The 16,145-nt window shown below is 49.3% G+C and carries 15 protein-coding genes; 10 read left to right on the forward strand and 5 right to left on the reverse strand.

Translation table 11 applies throughout. The annotated features are described in order from the left end of the window. Window positions 1-48 precede the first annotated feature (48 nt). The 5 genes from gltJ (at window position 49) to hscC (ending at window position 4,995) form a co-directional block, all read left to right on the forward strand. Complete coding sequence (gene gltJ, locus ATB02_RS15395) at window positions 49-789, forward strand: glutamate/aspartate ABC transporter permease GltJ (protein WP_000020941.1); 741 nt, start codon at window positions 49-51, stop codon at window positions 787-789. Further along, complete coding sequence (gene gltK, locus ATB02_RS15400; RefSeq protein WP_000272807.1) at window positions 789-1,463, forward strand: glutamate/aspartate ABC transporter permease GltK; 675 nt, start codon at window positions 789-791, stop codon at window positions 1,461-1,463. The genes gltJ and gltK overlap by 1 nt, the downstream gene beginning before the upstream one ends. Further along, the gene (gene gltL, locus ATB02_RS15405) at window positions 1,463-2,188 is read left to right on the forward strand and encodes a glutamate/aspartate ABC transporter ATP-binding protein GltL (protein WP_000631384.1); all 726 of its coding nucleotides are present in this window, start codon (window positions 1,463-1,465) and stop codon (window positions 2,186-2,188) included. Before gltK ends, gltL begins: the two co-directional genes overlap by 1 nt. Window positions 2,189-2,305: 117 nt before the next feature. After that, entirely contained in the window at window positions 2,306-3,241 is a 936-nt protein-coding gene (gene rihA, locus ATB02_RS15410; protein ID WP_105271855.1) for a pyrimidine-specific ribonucleoside hydrolase RihA, read from the forward strand. 83 nt (window positions 3,242-3,324) lie between these two features. Next, complete coding sequence (gene hscC, locus ATB02_RS15415; protein WP_105271856.1) at window positions 3,325-4,995, forward strand: molecular chaperone HscC; 1,671 nt, start codon at window positions 3,325-3,327, stop codon at window positions 4,993-4,995. Between the two features lie 59 nt (window positions 4,996-5,054). On the opposite strand, the gene djlC is transcribed toward hscC, so the two are convergent. Both djlC and ATB02_RS15425 read right to left on the reverse strand, forming a co-directional pair. Further along, complete coding sequence (djlC, locus tag ATB02_RS15420; RefSeq protein WP_105271857.1) at window positions 5,055-6,506, reverse strand: co-chaperone DjlC; 1,452 nt, start codon at window positions 6,504-6,506, stop codon at window positions 5,055-5,057. Beyond that, complete coding sequence (locus ATB02_RS15425; protein WP_105271858.1) at window positions 6,503-7,210, reverse strand: DUF1266 domain-containing protein; 708 nt, start codon at window positions 7,208-7,210, stop codon at window positions 6,503-6,505. The genes djlC and ATB02_RS15425 overlap by 4 nt, the downstream gene beginning before the upstream one ends. 100 nt (window positions 7,211-7,310) lie before the next feature. On the opposite strand from ATB02_RS15425, the gene ATB02_RS15430 reads away from it, so the two are divergent. Next, window positions 7,311-7,865, forward strand: a complete 555-nt coding sequence (locus ATB02_RS15430) for a tetratricopeptide repeat protein (protein ID WP_105268407.1) — start codon at window positions 7,311-7,313, stop codon at window positions 7,863-7,865. Window positions 7,866-7,874: 9 nt separating this feature from the next. On the opposite strand, the gene ATB02_RS15435 is transcribed toward ATB02_RS15430, so the two are convergent. Continuing rightward, a complete protein-coding gene (locus tag ATB02_RS15435; RefSeq protein ID WP_105271859.1) occupies window positions 7,875-9,302 on the reverse strand; it encodes a J domain-containing protein in 1,428 nt (475 codons plus the stop codon). Then, a complete protein-coding gene (locus ATB02_RS15440) occupies window positions 9,299-10,006 on the reverse strand; it encodes a DUF1266 domain-containing protein (protein WP_105271860.1) in 708 nt (235 codons plus the stop codon). The genes ATB02_RS15435 and ATB02_RS15440 overlap by 4 nt, the downstream gene beginning before the upstream one ends. A 163-nt stretch (window positions 10,007-10,169) precedes the next feature. Here ATB02_RS15440 and ybeQ point away from each other — a divergent pair, with 163 nt between their 5' ends. Next, window positions 10,170-11,147, forward strand: coding sequence for a Sel1 family TPR-like repeat protein YbeQ (ybeQ, locus tag ATB02_RS15445; RefSeq protein ID WP_105271861.1), 978 nt, complete (start codon window positions 10,170-10,172; stop codon window positions 11,145-11,147). 69 nt (window positions 11,148-11,216) lie between these two features. Here the strand turns inward: ybeQ and ATB02_RS15450 are convergent, their stop codons facing one another. After that, window positions 11,217-11,699, reverse strand: coding sequence for a zinc ribbon-containing protein (locus ATB02_RS15450; protein ID WP_001044880.1), 483 nt, complete (start codon window positions 11,697-11,699; stop codon window positions 11,217-11,219). A 235-nt stretch (window positions 11,700-11,934) separates the two neighbouring features. On the opposite strand from ATB02_RS15450, the gene leuS reads away from it, so the two are divergent. From leuS to holA, 3 genes are read left to right on the forward strand one after another with little or no spacing between them, the layout of a single operon-like run. After that, window positions 11,935-14,517, forward strand: coding sequence for a leucine--tRNA ligase (gene leuS, locus ATB02_RS15455; RefSeq protein ID WP_105271862.1), 2,583 nt, complete (start codon window positions 11,935-11,937; stop codon window positions 14,515-14,517). 14 nt (window positions 14,518-14,531) lie between these two features. Beyond that, window positions 14,532-15,113 carry an LPS assembly lipoprotein LptE gene (gene lptE, locus ATB02_RS15460; protein ID WP_105271863.1) on the forward strand — a complete coding sequence of 194 codons (582 nt, stop codon included), beginning with the start codon at window positions 14,532-14,534 and terminating at the stop codon, window positions 15,111-15,113. Beyond that, a complete protein-coding gene (holA, locus tag ATB02_RS15465; RefSeq protein WP_032183615.1) occupies window positions 15,113-16,144 on the forward strand; it encodes a DNA polymerase III subunit delta in 1,032 nt (343 codons plus the stop codon). The genes lptE and holA overlap by 1 nt, the downstream gene beginning before the upstream one ends. Window position 16,145: the final 1 nt, after the last annotated feature.

Raw genomic sequence — 16,145 nt, forward strand, 5'->3', positions numbered from 1 at the left:
CGAGGGTAGCAGTTAACGCTGCTACCCTCTTTTTTCTGGAGTAGATTTATGTCTATAGACTGGAACTGGGGTATTTTTTTACAACAAGCCCCGTTCGGCAACACCACCTATCTTGGTTGGATCTGGAGTGGTTTTCAGGTGACGATCGCTTTGTCGATCTGCGCCTGGATTATCGCTTTCCTCGTCGGTTCATTTTTCGGCATTTTACGTACCGTTCCAAACCGTTTTCTCTCCGGTCTGGGTACGTTGTATGTCGAACTGTTCCGCAACGTGCCGTTGATTGTGCAATTCTTTACCTGGTATCTGGTTATCCCTGAACTGTTGCCGGAAAAAATCGGCATGTGGTTTAAGGCAGAACTAGACCCCAATATTCAGTTTTTCCTCTCCTCCATGCTCTGTCTGGGACTGTTTACTGCAGCTCGTGTTTGCGAACAAGTACGCGCCGCGATTCAGTCGCTGCCGCGTGGGCAAAAAAATGCCGCGCTGGCGATGGGTCTGACGCTACCGCAGGCTTACCGCTACGTACTGTTGCCTAACGCTTATCGCGTTATCGTCCCGCCAATGACCTCTGAGATGATGAACCTGGTGAAAAACTCCGCCATCGCCTCGACTATCGGTCTGGTGGATATGGCGGCGCAGGCCGGTAAATTGCTCGATTACTCAGCCCACGCCTGGGAGTCATTTACCGCCATTACGCTGGCGTATGTGTTGATTAACGCTTTTATCATGCTGGTGATGACGCTGGTTGAACGTAAAGTTCGCCTGCCCGGCAACATGGGGGGCAAATAATGTACGAGTTTGACTGGAGTTCCATTGTTCCTTCCCTGCCATATCTGCTCGACGGGCTGGTGATCACCCTGAAAATCACCATCACGGCGGTGGTCATTGGTATTTTGTGGGGTACGATGCTGGCAGTGATGCGCTTGTCCAGCTTTGCGCCGATTGCCTGGTTTGCCAAAGCCTACGTTAACGTGTTCCGTTCGATCCCGTTAGTCATGGTTTTGCTATGGTTTTACCTGATTGTGCCGGGATTTCTGCAAAACGTGCTGGGATTATCGCCAAAAAATGATATCCGTTTAATTTCGGCGATGGTGGCGTTTTCGATGTTTGAAGCGGCCTACTATTCAGAGATTATCCGTGCCGGTATTCAAAGTATTTCCCGTGGGCAGTCGAGCGCCGCGCTGGCGTTGGGGATGACTCACTGGCAGTCGATGAAACTGATTATTCTGCCGCAGGCGTTCCGCGCGATGGTGCCGCTGCTGCTCACTCAGGGCATCGTACTTTTCCAGGATACCTCGCTGGTGTATGTGTTATCTCTGGCCGATTTCTTCCGTACCGCCTCAACCATTGGTGAGCGTGATGGTACACAGGTCGAAATGATTCTGTTTGCCGGGTTTGTTTATTTCGTTATTAGCCTTAGCGCATCGTTGTTGGTCAGCTACTTGAAAAGAAGGACAGCATAATGATTACCCTGAAAAATGTTTCAAAATGGTATGGTCACTTTCAGGTGCTGACCGACTGCTCAACCGAAGTGAAAAAAGGTGAAGTAGTGGTGGTTTGTGGCCCGTCAGGCTCCGGCAAATCAACACTGATTAAAACCGTCAACGGCCTCGAACCGGTGCAGCAAGGTGAAATCACCGTCGATGGCATCGTGGTTAATGATAAGAAAACCGATCTGGCAAAGCTGCGTTCCCGCGTCGGGATGGTGTTCCAGCATTTCGAGCTGTTCCCTCATTTGTCGATTATTGAAAACCTGACCCTGGCGCAGGTAAAAGTGCTTAAACGCGATAAAGCGCCCGCTCGTGAAAAAGCCCTGAAATTACTGGAGCGCGTGGGACTTTCCGCACATGCCAATAAGTTTCCGGCGCAGCTTTCCGGCGGTCAGCAGCAGCGTGTGGCGATCGCTCGCGCATTGTGCATGGATCCTATCGCGATGCTGTTCGACGAACCGACATCGGCGCTTGACCCGGAGATGATCAACGAAGTGCTGGACGTGATGGTCGAACTGGCGAACGAAGGAATGACCATGATGGTGGTGACCCACGAAATGGGCTTTGCCCGCAAAGTGGCGAATCGGGTGATCTTTATGGATGAAGGTAAAATTGTCGAAGACTCACCGAAAGACGCTTTCTTCGATGATCCGAAATCGGACCGCGCAAAAGACTTCCTCGCGAAAATCCTGCACTAATCCTTCTGGCGCGCATACCGAGGTGCGCGCCATCTCACGCTTTATCGTTTCGGCCCTCGTATCTGTTACATCCTGGCGGTACCCTTGTCGCAAAGAAGCACACAACAAGGAGCAACAATGGCACTGCCAATTCTGTTAGATTGCGACCCAGGTCATGACGACGCTATCGCAATAGTTCTCGCCCTCGCCTCACCAGAGCTTGATGTCAAAGCAATTACGTCTTCCGCCGGAAACCAGACACCAGAAAAAACCTTACGCAATGTTCTGCGTATGCTGACCTTGCTTAATCGCACCGATATTCCGGTAGCAGGCGGCGCGGTAAAACCGTTAATGCGTGAGTTGATTATCGCGGACAATGTGCACGGCGAAAGCGGTCTCGACGGCCCGGCATTACCGGAACCGACGTTCGCACCGCAAAACTGTACGGCGGTGGAGCTGATGGCGAAAACGCTGCGTGAAAGTGCGGAACCTGTCACGATTGTTTCTACCGGGCCGCAAACTAACGTTGCCTTGCTGCTCAATAGCCATCCGGAACTGCATAGAAAAATCGCCCGTATCGTGATTATGGGCGGCGCAATGGGGCTTGGTAACTGGACGCCAGCCGCCGAGTTTAATATTTATGTTGACCCGGAAGCGGCAGAAATTGTTTTCCAGTCAGGGATCCCGGTGGTGATGGCCGGTCTGGATGTTACCCACAAAGCACAAATCCACGTTGAAGACACCGAGCGTTTCCGCGCGATTGGCAACCCTGTTTCAACCATTGTTGCCGAACTGCTGGATTTCTTCCTCGAATATCATAAAGACGAAAAATGGGGCTTTGTGGGCGCACCGCTGCATGACCCATGCACCATCGCCTGGCTGTTAAAACCGGAGTTGTTTACCACTGTTGAGCGCTGGGTTGGCGTGGAAACACAGGGGAAATATACTCAGGGCATGACGGTTGTTGATTATTATTATCTGACAGGCAATAAACCGAATGCCACTGTAATGGTCGATATTGATCGTCAGGGCTTTGTTGATTTACTGGCTGAGCGTCTGAAATTTTACGCTTAACACACCACATTGATTAAGATCACCACGCTTTCACAGGGTGGTCTTAATCTGTTTATCTCTTTTTCTTTCAAGATATAAATGCAATGGATAATGCAGAACTCGCCATTGGTATCGATCTCGGCACTACCAATAGTTTAATTGCCGTCTGGAAAGACGGTGCCGCGCAATTAATTCCAAATAAGTTCGGTGAATATTTAACACCATCCATAATTAGCATGGATGAAAATAATCATATTTTAGTCGGAAAACCCGCTGTATCACGGCGCACTTCGCATCCGGATAAAACGGCAGCGTTATTTAAACGTGCAATGGGCAGTAATACCAACTGGCGGTTAGGCAGCGACACATTTAACGCACCAGAACTGTCCTCTTTGGTATTACGCTCATTAAAAGAAGATGCCGAAGAATTTCTGCAACGTCCGATTAAAGATGTGGTGATCTCCGTTCCGGCTTATTTCAGCGATGAACAACGCAAGCATACCCGTTTAGCAGCGGAGTTAGCCGGGTTAAATGCGGTACGCTTAATTAATGAACCCACAGCAGCTGCGATGGCATATGGCCTGCATACGCAACAAAATACCCGCTCGCTGGTTTTTGATCTCGGTGGCGGCACGTTTGACGTCACGGTGCTCGAATACGCCACGCCGGTGATTGAAGTTCACGCCTCCGCTGGCGACAACTTTCTTGGCGGCGAAGATTTTACTCATATGCTGGTGGATGAAGTTTTAAAACGCTCCGCAGTGGCTAAAAACATGCTCAACGAAAGTGAGCTGGCAGCCCTGTACACCAGCGTGGAAGCGGCAAAATGCAGCAATCAATTACCGCTGCAAATTAGCTGGCAGTATCAGGAAGAAACGCGTGAGTGCGAATTTTACGAGAACGAACTGGAAGATTTGTGGTTGCCGCTGCTCAATCGCTTGCGAGTGCCGATTGAACAGGCGTTGCGCGATGCACGTCTGAAGCCAAGTCAAATCGACAGTCTGGTGCTGGTTGGTGGCGCATCACAAATGCCGCTGGTGCAGCGAATCGCCGTGCGTCTGTTTGGCAAATTACCATATCAAAGTTACGATCCGAGTACTATTGTCGCGCTGGGCGCAACGATCCAGGCCGCCTGCCGCTTACGCAGCGAAGACATTGAAGAAGTGATCCTCACCGATATTTGCCCCTACTCCTTAGGTGTTGAAGTTAACCGCCAGGGCGTTTCCGGCATTTTCTCACCGATTATTGAACGAAACACCACTGTACCGGTGTCGCGTGTAGAAACTTACTCGACCATGCACCCGGAACAGGATTCAATTACGGTTAACGTCTATCAGGGAGAAAACCACAAAGTTAAAAATAACATTCTGGTGGAATCCTTCGATGTGCCGTTGAAGAAAACCGGGGCTTATCAGTCGATTGATATTCGCTTTAGTTATGATATCAACGGGTTGCTTGAAGTTGACGTGCTTCTGGAAGACGGCAGCGTTAAGTCCAGAGTCATTAATCACAGTCCTGTAACATTGAGCGCACAGCAGATTGAAGAGAGTCGGACGCGGTTATCCGCATTGAAAATTTATCCGCGCGATATGCTCATCAACCGCACCTTTAAGGCCAAACTGGAAGAGTTGTGGGCGCGGGCGCTGGGTGACGAGCGAGAAGAGATCGGCCGGGTGATCACCGATTTTGATGCGGCGTTGCAGTCAAACGATATGGCCCGCGTCGATGAAGTTCGGCGACGGGCGAGCGATTATTTGGCTATTGAGATCCCTTAAACACGGCTGCCGGATGCGGCATAAACGCTGCATCCGGCATCGGCGCAAAAAACACATCCTCAGCTAAACAACATCGCGATTTTTCCGAGAGCATAACCTATCACCAGCACCGTTAAGCTGATTTTGATAATGCTGGTAATGCTCTGTGGTTTTTCATCCTCATCATTTTTTTCTTCGTGGTTTTCAGGTGTTGGCTCATCGACATCTTCATCCTCCGGCTCGAGTTTCACTTTCGTCAACAGCATCCGCGTGATAATAGCCTCTAATGGATGAGCATCTCCACCTCCCAGCCTTGTATTAAGACGGGCCAGCATCTCTTGTTTCGGGAACGCTTCCAGCACAACCTGTTCCGCTACCCGATACAAATCCAGTAACGGTGAATCTTGTTCTGTCTCGCTACCGACTCTCGATTTCCACCATGCCCATGCTTTGCGCTTGAAGAATAACGACTCAATAAACGATTGACCTAACGGCGATAATTTTCCGCTATGTAAAATTTCCGCCCATAACAGACTCGTCCGGGCGCTCTCACCAGGAACATATTTCAGCGGCTTGCCTTGCGCATCAACCATGCTTCGCGCTTCGATAACCATCACTAACAGCGCGAAGTAATCCGGGCAATGTTGCGCACTCCACTGCAGTAATAAATTATCGGCTTGTGTAGATGGATAACTTTCCCAGTAACCACAGAGATCGGCAAGCATGCTTTCACCCTCGCCGCAGTATAACCGTTGCGCACACTGGTAATATCGGGCATCTTCACTTTCTGGTTCTTCCGTTTGCCACTGTTGCGCTACAGAAATGAGTTCCGCCATACCTGTTTGCACCGAGCTATACCAGCGCAACAATTTGCGATGCAACTTCGCATCATCGGGAATGAACCACGGACCTTCCATCGCCAAAAACGCAGTGACATAGTCAGGGTGATAACGGCAGCAGCGTTCCAATGCGAAGTAATACTCAACAGTCTGGTTCTGCAACGCGACGGGATATTCCAGAAGGCTTAGAAAATCGAAACAATCACCAGCCTGAATGGCCTCAAGAAAAGCCTCCCTTTCTTCCTCATCCATTCCTTCGCTGTCATTAAACGAATGCCAGTTCAAACGCTCTGCCAGCAAAGAAGCACAATTTAATGAAAGATATCGCGCTTCTATAGCGACTGCACACAGCGGCCAGCGTAATTGATCGACATCCTCCATGTTCCAGGTATTTAATTGCTGAATAAATTTCTGCCAGGCGGAGGGCTGAAAACGATCACTTTCAGAATCCAGTAATGCCCTGAATGCACGTAGTATTTCATGTTCAGCGGCGGCATCTTTTTCTTCATCATCTGCTTCCTCGACAGGATTTACCGCCAGTCGCAGCGCCTCTTCATAGGCCTGGCGTAATGCTTTAAACCCCTGCGGATCGGTTTCGGGATGACACAACGGTAAGCGAGCAAGATAAGCCTGGCGGATAATGTCTATTTGCGTCGTGCTTTCAATTTCGAGGATTTGCCAACATGTTTTCATAGGTCGCTCACATCCTTAAGCGTTACCGGGCATTCAGGCTGGACAATTAATGGCTGCCAGGGAAGCGTGGCATAGAAACGATCGCTTCCCGCTGCCAACTCCTCGAACATCCGACTCCCGGCGTTATCGTATTTGTACAGGGTTAGCGCCTCGCGTAGCGAAGCGTTGTCTTCACACTGGGAAGATTGCCAGTAGAGACGTCCTAATGAATAGGCGGCAAAATAGTGAATCCAGCTGTGATAATAATGGTGAGCTCGTACATAAACGCGCGATTGCAGCCATAAACTCTCTTCTTCCGTCAGCCAATTGTTGAGCACACCGACCCGCGATAAAAACCCCATCCGCACATAATCCCAGGCTTTGATTCCCCCTTCCCCACAACACATAGCGGTTTGCGCAACAAATTGGGTATAAATCAGCCCTCTATCAGAGCCACCAGCAATTAATGCTTTCCACTCTTCAGGGGAAAAGCGATGCCATGTCAGATATAAGCCAGCTAAATCATTTGCGTGACCATCATCGGTCATTTGGTAAATAGTCTGAATTAAATCATCACGATTATTTATTCCCCAGGATGATGACAGATCAAATTCTTTTATTCCGGTATACATTTTTGGCGAGTCATGTGCAGGCTTGCATCCCTGATTAAGTATTTCCATGGGTGCAGAAAGCGCAAAAAGAAGATATTGTTCTTCCTTATTCATTTGTTAATAATCCCTTAAGTGCATTAACTGACTACTTTTTTATTATCGATGAGTATAAACTTGACGTTTTCAAAATAAAAGAAAATAGAAGTATTCATGCATGAATAAAAAATTAATATATATATTCGCAATATTTATAGTTGCGGCAATTACCTGTATTAGCCAACCCAACAAAACGACCCTGCGCGATAAAGCTATGGCGAATTATGTCTTTGATTATTTAAGCTCACCGGGCAGTCTTCCGTTTACCACGGCAGCAACAGAGCTTTCCGCCATTCATGGTCACTCAACGTCGCAATATAGACTTGGCGAATTTTATCTTCATGGTAGCGATGGTAAGCCTCTGGATTATACAAAGGCGAGATACTGGTATGAGCAATCAGCGGAACAGGAAAATCCACGCGCGCAAAGTCAACTGGGATGGATCTACCTGAAAGGTTTGGGAGTCAATCCCGATACCCGTAAAGCAATTCTCTGGTATAAGGAAGCAGCTGAACAAGGGCATGTTCATGCACAATACACGTTGGGTTTGATCTACAGAAACGGCACGGGCATTAGCACCAACAATTATGAAGCTCGCAAATGGTTAGAACTGGCGGCAGAGCAACATTATAAAAATGCGGAAAGATTACTTGCAGAGCTTCCCGCACATTAACGTCGACTGTCACCCGAACAGATGGAGTATTTTCCCTATCAAACCGGCAAAGATAAAAATGTAGAAAATAATTTTGATGACGCCCAGGCAGCCCGGCCCACCATCGTCAACGGGCATTGGCTGCGGTTGCGGCTCCGGCTCGATGGTTTGTTGCCCGGCAAAATTCGCCGACTGAATTAATAATCGTCGAATTATTAATGCTTCCAGAGGACAACGATCTTCTGCATCAAGGCGGGCGACGATCGGCATCAATGATTCTTCTGTAGGTTGGCTGGTCTGCACTAATTGTTTAGCAACTAAATATAATGTCCATAAGGGATGCTGTGTATCACGCGTGAGTGAGATTCGCGGCTTACGCCCTTTGTGCAAAACCATCTCGACCAGAGAACGCCCCAGCGCAGAGAGTTTTTCATCACTGAGTATTTCGTATAAATGAAAACGCGTACGAGCACTGTCACCAGGGACATAAAGTAGCGGTTTTCCCTGATCGTTAACCAGATCACGCGCTTCAATCATCATCACCACTAACGGGTAATAATCGACCCGATGCTGACGGCACCATTGCAACATTAAAGCATCCGCCTGGGTGGAGGGATACTCGCGCCAGTAGTCACAAAGTTCTGCCAGCAGGCTTTCGCCTTCTCCACAATAGACGCGTTGCGCGTATTCATAATAACGCGCATCTTCATTATCAGGTTCAGCTTCCCGCCACGACCGGGCGTAATCCAGAAGTTCGGGGATATCCAGACGGCTTGTGCTATACCAGCGGAGTAAATTTCTGTGCAAATTTGCATCATCGGGGATAATCACTGCGCGATGTTGCGCTAAATGCAATGTCAGCCATTCTGGATGCGATGACCAAATCCGCGCGAACATTTGGTAAAAATCAATGGTTTCATTTTGCACGGCAACAGGCAGATGCAGAATGGTCTGGAAGTTAAAAACATTCCCCTTCGCAATGGCATATAAAAAGGATTCCAGTTCTTCTTCGTCTATTTCCCCGACGTTTTCCTCCTGCAACCACCGCAATCTTTCTGCTAATAACACCACGCACTCGAAGGATAAATGGGCAGTGTTCATGGCTATTGTGCACAGCGACCAGCGTAATTCATCAATATCTTCCATCGAGCAATAATTTAATTGCTGAATGAATCGCTGCCAGGCAGAGGGCAGAAAACGTTCGCTATCAGAGGCGAGTAACGCACGAAAGGCGAGCAGAATTTCATGTTCTGCAACTTCATGTTCTTCTGGTTGCCAAACAGATTTAGCAGGCGACTGCGCAATCCGTAGCGCGTCCTCATACGCCTGACGAAGTTGTTTAAAACCCTGCGGATCGGTTTCTGGATGAAAGGACGGTAACAGCGCCAGATAAGCGCGGCGGATAATATCGACGTCAGTCGTTTCCTCTATGCCGAGGATATTCCAGCAATTTTTCATAGGTCGCTCATATCCTTAAGCGTTTCCGGACATGTGGGGTAGTCAGCCAGTGGTTGCCAGGGTAAGGTCGCGTAATATGCATCGTCACTGGCAAGTAATTGATAAAACATATCATTGCCGGAATCGTCGTATTCTTTGCGTGCCAATGTTTCCCGCAATAACGGTAAATTGTCATCATCAGGAGACTGCCAGTATTGCCGGCCAAAGGTATAACCGGCAAAATACTGCCGCCAGCTGGTATAATAACGTAGAGCCCGTAGATGAATGCGCGACTGGATCCACAGGCTTTCTTCTTCACTCAACCAGTTATTAAGTACGCCCATTCGGCCTAAAAAACCCATCCGGACATAATCCCAGGCTTTAATTCCTCCCTCACCACAGCATTCGGCGGTGCTGGCGACAAATTGCGCATAAGCCTGACCTTGCTCATTTAGTTCAGCAAGATAGTCACGCCATTCACATGGAGAATAACGAAACCAGCGGTGATAAAAACCAGCCAACCGCGCAGCATGACCGTTATCCATCATTCGATGAATTGTCCGCAACAGGTCTTCACGGTCATCAATTCCCCATGAGGAAGAAAGGTCAAAAAAGCATGTACCTAAATACATTTTGGGGGATGAATGCGAAGGTAAACAGCATTCATTGCGTATTTCCATCGGAGTGGAAAGTGCAAACAATATTTTTTGCGACTCCATGTCCATATAATTTATCCTTAAACATTCATTTAATGAATGTAAACTACATTGCGAGACTCAGTTATTTATACTTTTCTGACGCAACATAATACGCATAAAATAAGGCTTAAGCAAAAATGGAATACATAAAAATATAATATGTTTTATCTACAACCATAAGGAAATGATAATGATTTTTACGTCAAGTTGCTGCGATAATTTATCAATAGATGAGATTATCGAACGTGCTGAAAAAGGCGATTGCGAGGCTCAATATATTGTTGGGTTTTATTATAATCGCGATAGCGCAATTGACTCTCCGGACGACGAAAAGGCCTTTTACTGGCTGAAGCTGGCCGCTGAGCAAGGTCATTGTGAAGCACAATATTCCTTAGGGCAAAAGTATACCGAGGATAAAAGCCGTCATAAAGATAATGGGCAAGCCATCTTTTGGCTGAAAAAAGCTGCCCTACAAGGCCATACTTTCGCTTCCAACGCCCTTGGCTGGATACTGGATCGTGGAGAAGACCCCAACTATAAAGAAGCGGTTGTCTGGTATCAGATAGCCGCGGAGAGCGGAATGTCTTATGCGCAAAATAATCTTGGGTGGATGTACAGAAATGGCAAAGGAGTCGCACAAGACTATGCGCTGGCATTTTTCTGGTACAAACAAGCTGCATTGCAAGGCCATAGTTACGCACAAGACAATCTGGCCGATCTTTATGAAGACGGTAAAGGTGTTGCCCAAAACAAAGCTCTTGCCGCATTCTGGTATTTGAAAAGCGCACAGCAAGGTAATCGGCACGCTCAATTTCAAATTGCGTGGGATTATAACTCTGGCGAAGGGGTTGACCAGGACTATAAGCAAGCAATGTACTGGTATCTGAAGGCTGCCGCTCAGGAAAGCGTCGGCGCTTACGTTAACATCGGCTATATGTATAAACACGGTCAAGGCGTTGAGAAGGATTATCAGGCCGCCTTTGAATGGTTTACGAAAGCCGCTGAATGCGATAATGCCACTGCCTGGTATAACCTTGCCATTATGTATCATTACGGAGAAGGAAGACCTGTCGATCTCCGACAGGCTCTCGATCTGTATCGTAAAGTTCAGTCATCCGGTACCAGGGATGTCAGTCAAAAAATCCGTGAGATTGAAGATTTACTGTAGAGATAAAAACAAGGGCCGGGGAATTTTATTCGGCCCATATTCTCTTTATTGCTGTTTGAAATCGGACCATTAAGGCTCGAACGGGCGTCTCTGGAACTGATCATGACCACATTTCGGGCATAGCGTCAGCACTTCCGGTGTGTAGATTGGGAGATGGAAGTGACATTTCTCGCAGACCAGATTCCCCAGACCTACGACTTCCCCGCTGTGATAAACCCCGTGATGATTGAGGTCCTGGAAAACTTCGCGCCATTCAAGCTGCGTTTTATCGGTGATGTCTGCCAGTTCCTGCCACAAGCTTTCTTTAATCACCCGCATAAAGACGCTGTCAGACTCTTCTTTCAGGCTCTCTTCATAGCTCATGGCGAACTCTTCCAGGTCACGTCTGACAGCTCGCGTCAGCTCATCGACCTCGGTTCGCGTTAACTCCCCTGTTTTTATTACGCGCTCGCGCGCCTGTTCCACCAGTGCGTCGATATCACGTTCGCCATTACGCAGGCGTTCGCTCAGTGACGCGACCAGTTCACGGTAATATTGAGCAACCTTGTTCATCGTTTCATCTCCCGGGTCGTTAACTGACTATAATAATAGACGTTCTTTGTTCCTTGCTTTGCTATTACGCCCACAAACTCTGTAAATTAATGTATGAATAATCCGGGCATCATTTCAACGTCGAGTGCGCGAAAGGCTGTTTTGACGCGGACGTTTGGGCTATGCTATGCGGATCTGAAAAACCACCTCTAACGCTACTTTTGTAGCCGTATTGAAAACAGGACCACTGGCTGCCATGCAAGAGCAATACCGCCCGGAAGAGATAGAATCCAAAGTACAGCTTCATTGGGATGAGAAGCGCACATTTGAAGTAACAGAAGACGAGAGCAAAGAGAAGTATTACTGCCTGTCTATGCTTCCCTATCCTTCTGGTCGACTACACATGGGCCACGTACGTAACTACACCATCGGTGACGTGATCGCCCGTTACCAGCGCATGCTGGGCAAAAACGTTCTGCAGCCGATCGGCTGGGACGCGTTTGGTCTGCCTGCGGAAGGCGCAGCGGTGAAAAATAACACCGCGCCAGCACCGTGGACGTACGACAACATCGCGTACATGAAAAACCAGCTCAAAATGCTGGGCTTTGGTTATGACTGGAGCCGCGAGCTGGCAACCTGTACACCGGAATACTACCGTTGGGAACAGAAATTCTTCACCGAGCTGTATAAAAAAGGCCTGGTATATAAGAAGACTTCTGCGGTCAACTGGTGCCCGAACGACCAGACCGTACTGGCGAACGAACAGGTTATCGACGGCTGCTGCTGGCGCTGCGATACCAAAGTTGAGCGTAAAGAGATCCCGCAGTGGTTTATCAAAATCACCGCTTACGCTGACGAGCTGCTCAACGATCTGGATAAACTGGATCACTGGCCAGACACCGTTAAAACCATGCAGCGTAACTGGATCGGTCGTTCCGAAGGAGTGGAAATCACCTTCAACGTTAACGACTATGACAACACGCTGACCGTTTACACTACCCGCCCGGACACCTTTATGGGTTGTACCTACCTGGCGGTAGCGGCAGGTCATCCGCTGGCACAGAAAGCGGCGGAAAATAATCCTGAACTGGCCGCCTTTATTGACGAATGCCGTAACACCAAAGTTGCCGAAGCTGAAATGGCGACGATGGAGAAAAAAGGCGTCGATACTGGCTTTAAAGCGGTTCACCCATTAACGGGCGAAGAAATTCCCGTTTGGGCAGCAAACTTCGTATTGATGGAATACGGCACGGGCGCAGTTATGGCGGTTCCGGGTCACGACCAGCGCGACTACGAGTTTGCCTCTAAATACGGCCTGAATATCAAACCGGTTATCCTGGCAGCTGACGGTTCTGAGCCAGATCTTTCTCAGCAAGCCCTGACTGAAAAAGGCGTGCTGTTCAACTCTGGCGAGTTCAACGGTCTTGACTATGAAGCGGCCTTCAACGCCATCGCCGATAAACTGACTGCGATGGGCGTTGGCGAGCGTAAAGTGAACTACCGCCTGCGCGACTGGGGTGTTTCCCGTCAACGTTACTGGGGCGCGCCGATTCCGATGGTGACGCTGGAAGACGGTACTGTAATGCCGACCCCGGACGACCAACTGCCGGTGATCCTGCCGGAAGATGTGGTGATGGACGGCATTACCAGCCCAATCAAAGCTGATCCTGAGTGGGCGAAAACCACCGTTAACGGTATGCCTGCGCTGCGTGAAACCGATACTTTCGACACCTTTATGGAGTCCTCCTGGTACTATGCGCGCTACACTTGCCCTGAGTACAAAGAAGGTATGCTGGATTCCGAAGCGGCCAACTACTGGCTGCCGGTGGATATCTACATTGGTGGTATCGAACACGCCATTATGCACCTGCTCTACTTCCGCTTCTTCCATAAACTGATGCGTGATGCAGGCATGGTGAACTCTGACGAACCAGCAAAACAGTTGCTGTGTCAGGGTATGGTGCTGGCGGATGCCTTCTACTATGTTGGCGAAAACGGCGAGCGTAACTGGGTTTCCCCAGTTGATGCTATCGTTGAACGTGACGAGAAAGGCCGTATCGTAAAAGCGAAAGACGCGGCAGGCCATGAACTGGTTTATACCGGCATGAGCAAAATGTCCAAGTCGAAGAACAACGGTATCGACCCACAGGTGATGGTTGAACGTTACGGCGCGGACACCGTTCGTCTGTTTATGATGTTTGCTTCTCCGGCGGATATGACTCTCGAATGGCAGGAGTCTGGCGTGGAAGGGGCTAACCGCTTCCTGAAACGTGTCTGGAAACTGGTTTACGAGCACACTGCAAAAGGTGATGTTGCAGCACTGAACGTCGACGCGTTGACTGAAGATCAGAAAGCACTGCGTCGCGATGTTCATAAAACTATCGCTAAAGTGACCGATGATATCGGCCGTCGTCAGACCTTCAACACCGCGATTGCGGCAATTATGGAGCTGATGAACAAACTGGCGAAAGCACCGACCGATGGCGAGCAGGATCGCGCCCTGATGCAGGAAGCACTGCTGGCGGTAGTCCGTATGCTTAACCCGTTCACCCCGCACATCTGCTTCACGCTGTGGCAGGAGCTGAAAGGCGAAGGCGATATCGACAACGCGCCGTGGCCGGTTGCAGACGAGAAAGCGATGGTAGAAGATTCCACCCTGGTGGTAGTGCAGGTTAACGGTAAAGTCCGTGCCAAAATCACTGTTCCGGTGGACGCAACGGAAGAACAGGTTCGCGAACGTGCTGGCCAGGAACATCTGGTAGCAAAATATCTTGATGGCGTTACCGTGCGTAAAGTGATTTACGTACCGGGTAAACTCCTCAATCTGGTCGTTGGCTAAGCGCGGGAGGAAGCGTGCGATATCTGGCAACATTGTTGTTATCTCTGGCGGTGTTAATCACCGCCGGGTGTGGCTGGCATCTGCGTGATACTACGCAGGTTCCTTCCACTATGAAGGTCATGATCCTGGACTCAGGCGATCCGAACGGGCCATTAAGCCGTGCGGTGCGTAACCAGTTACGTCTGAATGGTGTCGAGTTGCTTGATAAAGAAACCACGCGTAAGGACGTTCCATCCCTGCGTTTGGGTAAAGTGAGCATCGCGAAAGATACCGCATCGGTATTCCGTAACGGTCAAACAGCAGAGTATCAGATGATCATGACGGTCAATGCGACCGTGTTGATCCCCGGCCGTGACATCTACCCGATTAGCGCCAAAGTCTTCCGTTCGTTCTTCGATAACCCGCAAATGGCGTTAGCGAAAGATAACGAACAAGACATGATCGTAAAAGAGATGTACGACCGTGCTGCCGAACAGCTGATTCGTAAGCTGCCAAGCATCCGTGCTGCGGATATTCGTTCCGACGAAGAACAGACGTCGACCACAACGGATACTTCGGCAACGCCTGCACGCGTCTCTACCACGCTGGGTAACTGATGATTCGGTTGTACCCAGAACAACTCCGCGCGCAGCTCAATGAAGGGCTGCGCGCGGCGTATCTTTTACTTGGTAACGATCCTCTGTTACTGCAGGAAAGCCAGGACGCTATTCGTCAGGTCGCTGCGGCACACGGATTCGAAGAACACCACACTTTCTCAATTGATCCCAACACAGACTGGAATGCGGTCTTTTCGTTATGCCAGGCCATGAGTCTGTTTGCCAGTCGACAAACGCTTTTGCTGTTGTTACCAGAAAACGGACCGAATGCGGCGATCAATGAACAACTTCTCACACTCACCGGACTTCTGCATGACGATCTGCTGTTGATCGTCCGCGGTAATAAATTAAGCAAAGCGCAAGAAAATGCCGCCTGGTTTACTGCTCTTGCTAATCGAAGCGTGCAAGTGACCTGTCAAACACCGGAGCAGGCTCAGCTTCCCCGCTGGGTTGTTGCGCGTGCAAAACAGCTCAACTTAGAACTGGATGACGCGGCAAACCAAGTGCTCTGCTACTGTTATGAAGGTAACCTGCTGGCGCTGGCCCAGGCACTGGAGCGTTTATCGCTACTCTGGCCAGACGGCAAACTGACATTACCTCGCGTTGAACAGGCGGTGAATGATGCCGCGCATTTCACCCCTTTTCATTGGGTTGATGCTTTGTTGATGGGAAAAAGTAAGCGCGCGTTGCATATTCTTCAGCAACTGCGTTTGGAAGGCAGCGAACCGGTTATTTTGTTGCGCACATTACAACGTGAACTGTTGTTACTGGTTAACCTGAAACGCCAGTCTGCCCATACGCCACTGCGTGCATTGTTTGATAAACATCGCGTTTGGCAGAACCGCCGGGGCATGATGGGCGAGGCGCTAAACCGCTTAAGCCAGCCGCAGTTACGTCAGGCCGTGCAACTCCTGACACGAACGGAACTCACCCTCAAACAAGATTACGGTCAGTCAGTGTGGGCAGAGCTGGAAGGGTTATCTCTTCTGTTGTGCCATAAACCCCTGGCGGACGTATTTATCGACGGTTGAT

The sequence above is a fragment of the Escherichia sp. MOD1-EC5189 genome (assembly GCF_002966045.1).
GTDB lineage: Bacteria > Pseudomonadota > Gammaproteobacteria > Enterobacterales > Enterobacteriaceae > Escherichia > Escherichia coli_F.

Bases quoted from the DNA above. Each gene is read 5' to 3' on its own strand.
- gltJ (WP_000020941.1), top strand. From the start codon at position 49: ATGTCTATAGACTGGAACTGGGGTATTTTTTTACAACAAGCCCCGTTC.
- gltK (WP_000272807.1), top strand. From the start codon at position 789: ATGTACGAGTTTGACTGGAGTTCCATTGTTCCTTCCCTGCCATATCTG.
- gltL (WP_000631384.1), top strand. From the start codon at position 1,463: ATGATTACCCTGAAAAATGTTTCAAAATGGTATGGTCACTTTCAGGTG.
- rihA (WP_105271855.1), top strand. From the start codon at position 2,306: ATGGCACTGCCAATTCTGTTAGATTGCGACCCAGGTCATGACGACGCT.
- hscC (WP_105271856.1), top strand. From the start codon at position 3,325: ATGGATAATGCAGAACTCGCCATTGGTATCGATCTCGGCACTACCAAT.
- djlC (WP_105271857.1), bottom strand. From the start codon at position 6,506: ATGAAAACATGTTGGCAAATCCTCGAAATTGAAAGCACGACGCAAATA.
- ATB02_RS15425 (WP_105271858.1), bottom strand. From the start codon at position 7,210: ATGAATAAGGAAGAACAATATCTTCTTTTTGCGCTTTCTGCACCCATG.
- ATB02_RS15430 (WP_105268407.1), top strand. From the start codon at position 7,311: ATGAATAAAAAATTAATATATATATTCGCAATATTTATAGTTGCGGCA.
- ATB02_RS15435 (WP_105271859.1), bottom strand. From the start codon at position 9,302: ATGAAAAATTGCTGGAATATCCTCGGCATAGAGGAAACGACTGACGTC.
- ATB02_RS15440 (WP_105271860.1), bottom strand. From the start codon at position 10,006: ATGGACATGGAGTCGCAAAAAATATTGTTTGCACTTTCCACTCCGATG.
- ybeQ (WP_105271861.1), top strand. From the start codon at position 10,170: ATGATTTTTACGTCAAGTTGCTGCGATAATTTATCAATAGATGAGATT.
- ATB02_RS15450 (WP_001044880.1), bottom strand. From the start codon at position 11,699: ATGAACAAGGTTGCTCAATATTACCGTGAACTGGTCGCGTCACTGAGC.
- leuS (WP_105271862.1), top strand. From the start codon at position 11,935: ATGCAAGAGCAATACCGCCCGGAAGAGATAGAATCCAAAGTACAGCTT.
- holA (WP_032183615.1), top strand. From the start codon at position 15,113: ATGATTCGGTTGTACCCAGAACAACTCCGCGCGCAGCTCAATGAAGGG.